This is a genomic window from Cupriavidus sp. 8B (genome assembly GCF_054589115.1).
This window is the reverse complement of the sequence record NZ_BAAILO010000675.1, coordinates 1-5,830: the sequence shown is the minus strand read 5'-3', so window position 1 is coordinate 5,830 and position 5,830 is coordinate 1. Positions and strand designations below refer to the sequence as shown.

5 protein-coding genes and 1 pseudogene are annotated in these 5,830 nt (G+C 62.8%); 4 read left to right on the top strand and 2 right to left on the bottom strand.

The window, feature by feature from the left end; translation table 11 throughout:
* Positions 1-611: 611 nt before the first annotated feature.
* Together ACYP5B_RS54040 and ACYP5B_RS54035 are read right to left on the bottom strand one after the other, a co-directional pair.
* Entirely contained in the window at positions 612-1,070 is a 459-nt protein-coding gene (locus ACYP5B_RS54040) for an Lrp/AsnC family transcriptional regulator (RefSeq protein WP_267605500.1), read from the bottom strand.
* 65 nt (positions 1,071-1,135) lie between these two features.
* The gene (locus tag ACYP5B_RS54035; RefSeq protein ID WP_459575744.1) at positions 1,136-1,732 is read right to left on the bottom strand and encodes a cysteine dioxygenase family protein; all 597 of its coding nucleotides are present in this window, start codon (positions 1,730-1,732) and stop codon (positions 1,136-1,138) included.
* A 174-nt stretch (positions 1,733-1,906) separates the two neighbouring features.
* On the opposite strand from ACYP5B_RS54035, the gene ACYP5B_RS54030 reads away from it, so the two are divergent.
* The 4 genes and pseudogenes from ACYP5B_RS54030 to ACYP5B_RS54015 all read left to right on the top strand — a co-directional run.
* Positions 1,907-2,878 (top strand): LysR family transcriptional regulator, encoded by a 972-nt coding sequence (locus tag ACYP5B_RS54030; RefSeq protein WP_267605502.1) that lies wholly within the window; start codon positions 1,907-1,909, stop codon positions 2,876-2,878.
* A gap of 177 nt (positions 2,879-3,055) precedes the next feature.
* Complete coding sequence (locus ACYP5B_RS54025) at positions 3,056-4,363, top strand: Glu/Leu/Phe/Val family dehydrogenase (protein ID WP_400095823.1); 1,308 nt, start codon at positions 3,056-3,058, stop codon at positions 4,361-4,363.
* Between the two features lie 369 nt (positions 4,364-4,732).
* Positions 4,733-5,632, top strand: a complete 900-nt coding sequence (locus tag ACYP5B_RS54020; RefSeq protein WP_400095822.1) for a glutamate/aspartate ABC transporter substrate-binding protein — start codon at positions 4,733-4,735, stop codon at positions 5,630-5,632.
* A 63-nt stretch (positions 5,633-5,695) separates the two neighbouring features.
* A pseudogene (locus ACYP5B_RS54015) lies at positions 5,696-5,830 on the top strand (amino acid ABC transporter permease); the annotation flags it as partial.

Here is a 5,830-nt window from a genome sequence, read left to right as displayed (position 1 = left end):
ACTATTCCGGCGGTGCCACCGCGCCCACGACGAAAACGGGACGCCTGCAACTTCGTGGCCGCCCGCGCCGCGAGCGACAGACGGCTTGAAATTCGTAGTGGTGGCTACCGGTGGGGGCCACCACGAAACCCTGGGCATTGGCAGCGTCGTGATGATCTAAACTGGTGAATCCCTCAAAACTATTCCGGCGGTGCCACCGCGCCCACGACGAAAACGGGACGCCTGCAACTTCGTGGCCGCCCGCGCCGCGAGCGACAGACGGCTTGAAATTCGTGGTGGTGGCTACCGGTGGGGGCCACCACGAAACCCCGGGCATTGGCAGCGTCGTGATGATCTAAACTGGTAACGGCACGAGGTCATTAGAACCCAGGGCCGTACGACGAAACCATTGGGATTCCCAATGACGCCACGCCAGCCTCCTGCAAGGATCGCTTTCTTTTGGTTACTTTTCTTTACGAGTAAAGAAGAGTGACATCTCACACGTTCTAAAACGGCCAACACCGTACAGCCGCGACAGCAGCTAGAAGCATGAAAACTCCGCCCAGCAAGCGCCAAAACCCGCGTCAGCGGGGCCAGAAGCGCCAAATCCGAATCCCCACCCAATCCCCACCCTACACATAATCCAACGGCAACGCCGTAGTGTACTTAATCTGCTCCATTGCAAAACTAGAACTCACATCCGCCAGCTCCGCCCCCTGTATCAGCTTCTTGTAAACGCGATCATAAGCAGCAATATCCGGCACCACCACGCGCAGCAGGTAATCGGTATCCCCGGCCATGCGGTAGAACTCGGTGACTTCGGGAATGGAGGCGACAAGATCATGAAAAGTCTTGAGCCACTTGACGCTATGCTGGCTGGTACGAACCGACACGAATACCGTCACGCCCACGTTCAGCAGCGCGGGATCCAGCAGCGCCACGCGCTTGCGGATCACGCCGCTTTCCTCCAGCTTCTGCACGCGCCGCCAGCACGGCGTGGAGGTGAGACCTACCCGCTCCCCAAGCTCCGCCACAGGCACGGTGGCGTCCTCCTGAAGGGCGGCGAGTATCTGGCGGTCGTAACGGTCCATGGCAATTCCTGTTGGCGCGCAGCGTTTCGTTTCCCCGGTGCCTGGCCGCACGCCGGCCGCAAAACTCAGGCCGCGTCCACCAGCAGGTTCACACCGCTGCAGATGTGTTCCTGGTCCACCCCATAAATATGCAGCGACACGGCCACCGCGTCGCTGTCGTTGCCGAGCGCATGGATATGGCGCAGCCCGGCCGGCACGCTGAAGGTGTCGCCCGCCGTGCGCGTGATCTCGCCGCACGGATGTGCCTGGCGCTCTTGCGCGTCCCAGCGGTAGTGGCGCTCATGCAGCGTGCCGCGCAGCACCCGGTAGGCGCACCAGGTCTGGTGCCCGTGCACCGGGCTGTGCTGCCCCGGCCGCCAGACGATCAGCATGGCGGAGAAGCGCGCCAGCGGATCGGCGTGCACCAGGTGGCGCACATAGCCCTGGGCCGAGCCCTCGCGCAGCGATTCCGGCAACAGCGCCAGCAGCGTCGCGGAATCCGGCAGGCTGGCTTCGATGCCTTGCGCCACCATGCGCGCGCTGGCTGCAAAGGCGGACGACATGCCGTCGGATAGCGGGGCAAAGAGATCCGGCCGGCCGCCGGCCGCGTCGAGGGTGCCAAGGACACCGGCGCTACGTGCGTGGCTGGCAATATCGGTAACGGCGGCTTGCTGGGTGGCCATGAAGGGCTCCTTGTTGGTTTGCGACCATCATAGCGTCCGGCCCGTAGCAAACACGTGCGTCCTGTCGTGCAAATCTGGCTGTAAGTGTAATCTAATTCTAATAAAGCCAAATAAAGTAGAATATTGTTCCTGGCGGTGGCGAAACCGCAAGAAGCCGGTGGATAATGCCGCCTCATGGAAATCAAGTGGCTTGAAGACTTCGTCAGCCTGGCCGAGACGCACAGCTTCTCGCGCTCGGCCGAGCAGCGTCATGTGACGCAGCCCGCGTTCTCGCGCCGGATCCAGTCGCTGGAGTCCTGGGTGGGCACGGAGCTGATCGATCGCTCCAGCTATCCCACCAGCCTCACGCCGGCGGGCAAGGTGTTCTACGAGCAGGCCCTGGCCATGCTGGCGCAAGTCAGCGAGACCCGCGCGCTGATGCGGGGGCAGCGTTCGGCCAATGCGCAGGTGCTGGAATTCGCGGTGCCGCACACGCTGTCGCTGACGTTCTTCCCCGAATGGCTCAAGGCGGTGGAGCGCGAGATCGGCACGCTGCCGTGCCGGCTGCGCGCGCTCAACGTGCACGACGCCGTGCTGGCGCTGGTCGATGGCGGCTGCGACCTGGTGATGGTCTACCACCATGCGCGCCAGGCCATCCAGCTCGATCCCGCGCACTACGACATGATGGTGCTGGGCACCGAGCGGCTGTCGCCATACAGCGTGCCGGACGCCGCCGGCAAGCCCCTGTACCGGCTGCCGGGCACGGACAAGAAGCCGGTGCCCTTCCTCAGCTATACGCCCAATGCCTTCCTCGGCCGCATGGTCGACATGCTGCTGTCAGAAACCACCGACGCGCTCAAGCTCGACAAATGCTACGAGACCGATATGGCCGAGGCGCTCAAGGTGATGGCGCTGTCCGGGCATGGCATGGCCTTCCTGCCGGAGAGCGCGGTGCGGGAGGAACTGGCCCAGCACCGGCTGGTGCGTGCGGAGGCCGCGCGCGGCGTGCCGCTGTCGATCGACATGGAAATCCGGCTTTACCGGGAGAAGCCGGGCGAACACGTCAGCGAGCGGCGCAGCGCACAGGTTCGCAACAAGCGCCAGCTGGTGGACCGCGTCTGGTCTTCGCTGGCAGCGCAGACCTTGCCCGCACTGCCGAAATCCTGAAGGCGCGCGGCTGGTGCGCCGGGCGCACCGCCAAGTAGCCGGGAGGGGCGGCACGGGGCGGCACACGGCGCTCGTCAAAGGTTATGCTAACCATGCATAACAGGATAATCAAACGGCATTGGCTTCTGCAGGGCTGCCTCCCCTAAGCTGGCGGCACCTTCACACCGGAACCAAACGATGTCTTCCGCAGCGCCGTCCAATCCTGCCGTCAAGAACCACTCCCTGCCTTCCTACCTGAACGCCGATGCGCTCGGGCCCTGGGGCATCTACCTGCAGCAGGTCGATCGTGTCACGCCGTACCTGGGCTCGCTGGCCCGCTGGGTCGAGACCCTCAAGCGCCCCAAGCGCGCGCTGGTGGTCGATGTGCCGATCGAGATGGACAACGGCACCATTGCCCACTTCGAAGGCTATCGCGTGCAGCACAACATGTCGCGTGGCCCGGGCAAGGGCGGCGTGCGCTTCCACCAGGACGTGACCTTGTCGGAAGTCATGGCCCTGTCGGCCTGGATGTCGGTCAAGAACGCCGCGGTCAACGTGCCTTACGGCGGCGCCAAGGGCGGCATCCGCGTCGATCCGCGCACGCTCTCGCGCTCGGAGCTGGAGCGCGTGACGCGCCGCTACACCAGCGAAATCAACTTCATCATCGGACCCAACAAGGACATCCCGGCGCCGGACGTCAACACCAACGAGCAGGTGATGGCATGGATGATGGACACCTACTCGATGAATTCCGGCAGCACGTCCACCGGCGTGGTCACGGGCAAGCCGATCTCGCTGGGCGGCTCCCTGGGACGGCGCGAGGCAACCGGCCGCGGCGTGTTCGTGGTGGGATCCGAAGCGGCGCGCAACCTCGGCCTTGAGATCAAGGGCGCACGGGTGGCCGTGCAGGGCTTCGGCAACGTCGGTGCCGTGGCCGCCAAGCTGTTCCACGAGGCTGGCGCCAAGGTGGTGGCGGTGCAGGACCACCGCACCGCGCTGTACAACCCGGCCGGCCTGGATGTGCCCGCCATGATGGAATATGCCTCGCACAGCGGCACCATCGAAGGCTTCCAGGGCGAGACCATTTCCGGCGAGCAATTCTGGCAGGTGGATTGCGAAATCCTGATCCCGGCCGCGCTGGAAGGCCAGATCACCGCCCAGAATGCGCCCCACATCAAGGCGCGCATGGTCATCGAAGGTGCGAACGGCCCGACCACGCCCGAGGCCGACGACATCCTGCGCGAGCGCAATATCCTGGTGGCGCCCGACGTTATCGCCAATGCTGGCGGCGTTACGGTTTCCTATTTCGAGTGGGTACAGGACTTTTCCAGCTTCTTCTGGACCGAAGAGGAAATCAACCAGCGCCTGGTACGAATCATGCAAGAGGCTTTCCGGGCGATCTGGCAGGTCGCTCAGGACAATAAGGTTACCTTGCGCACGGCCGCCTTCATCGTGGCGTGCACGCGGATTCTGCAGGCGCGCGAAATGCGCGGTCTCTATCCCTGATGCCTGACGCGGCTTGGCGCCGCAGCGTCGCTCCCTGGCGATGCTGCGGCGCAGCAAGCCCATCCAGGATTGGTAACGCGGCTGCCGGGCTTCCCGGCAGCCGCGTTGTCGTATGCGCTCGCTGCCCCCCCAACGCACGAGGGGGATCCCGTGCTGACAAGGCATTGCCGCAAGGCCGGCCCGGCGCGTTGGCGCAGGGGCTTTACAGGATTGGAGGCGGACCTCGGTTTGCCCCGCAAACCATGCCTGAAATGACGCTGTTAGGGGAAAAACCCGTTGTCTTGAGTGCCTGCCTGCGCAATACTATTTCGTCGGCGGGTGGTTTTTTTGTTAGAGTCCCGCCTTTCTCTTCATGGTCAAGGAGATTTTATGAATGTTGCCAAGTTGGCTTCCCTGATGATTGCTGCTGGCGTGCTGTGCGGTACCGCGCAAGCTGCCGAGCAACTGACGGGCACGCTGCAGAAGATCAAAGACACCGGTGTGATTACGCTTGGCGTGCGCGAGTCGTCGATTCCGTTCAATTACAACCTCGGCGGTGTGCGCCAGGTCGGCTATTCCTACGATATCAATGTCAAGATCGTGGAAGCCATCAAGGATCAGCTGAAGCTGCCGAACCTGCAGGTCAAGGAAATCCCGATTACCTCGCAGAACCGCATCACCCTGCTGCAGAACGGCACCATCGACATCGAGTGCGGCTCGACCACCAACAACCTCGAGCGCCAGAAGCAAGCATCGTTTACCACCAGCATCTTCATCATCGGCACCCGCATCATGGTGAAGAAGGATGGCGGCATCAAGGACTGGGCCGACCTCAAGGGCAAGAACGTGGTGACCACTGCCGGCACCACCTCGGAACGCCTGCTGCGCAAGATGAACGATGACCAGAAGCTGGGCATGAACATCATCAGCACCAAGGACCATGGCCAGTCGTTCCTGACGCTGGAATCGGGCCGCGCCGTCGCCTTCATGATGGACGACGCGCTGCTGTACGGCGAGCGCGCCAAGGCCAAGAACCCGGCCGACTGGATCGTGGTTGGCAAGGCGCAATCGCGCGAGTCCTATGGCTGCATGATCCGCAAGGATGACGCACCGTTCAAGAAGCTGTCCGACCACGTCATCACCGGCATGATGAAGGATGGCTCGATCAACACGCTGTACACCAAGTGGTTCCAGCAACCGGTGCCGCCCAAGGGCCTGAACCTGGACTTCCCGCTGTCGGAAGACATGAAGGCGCTGTTCAAGACGCCGAACGACAAGGCACTTGACTGATACTGGGATTCCGGTTGTGTGAAACGGAAGGCATGTCCTTCCGTTTCTTTTTGAGGACACATCATGAACTACAGCTGGCATTGGGGTGTATTCCTCGAACAAGCGGCCCAGAACGAGACCTACCTGGACTGGATGATTTCCGGCCTGAAGGTCACCATTGCACTCGGGCTCTCGTCGTGGATCATCGCCCTCGTCATC

Bases quoted from the DNA above. Each gene is read 5' to 3' on its own strand.
- ACYP5B_RS54040 (WP_267605500.1), bottom strand. From the start codon at position 1,070: ATGGACCGTTACGACCGCCAGATACTCGCCGCCCTTCAGGAGGACGCC.
- ACYP5B_RS54035 (WP_459575744.1), bottom strand. From the start codon at position 1,732: ATGGCCACCCAGCAAGCCGCCGTTACCGATATTGCCAGCCACGCACGT.
- ACYP5B_RS54030 (WP_267605502.1), top strand. From the start codon at position 1,907: ATGGAAATCAAGTGGCTTGAAGACTTCGTCAGCCTGGCCGAGACGCAC.
- ACYP5B_RS54025 (WP_400095823.1), top strand. From the start codon at position 3,056: ATGTCTTCCGCAGCGCCGTCCAATCCTGCCGTCAAGAACCACTCCCTG.
- ACYP5B_RS54020 (WP_400095822.1), top strand. From the start codon at position 4,733: ATGAATGTTGCCAAGTTGGCTTCCCTGATGATTGCTGCTGGCGTGCTG.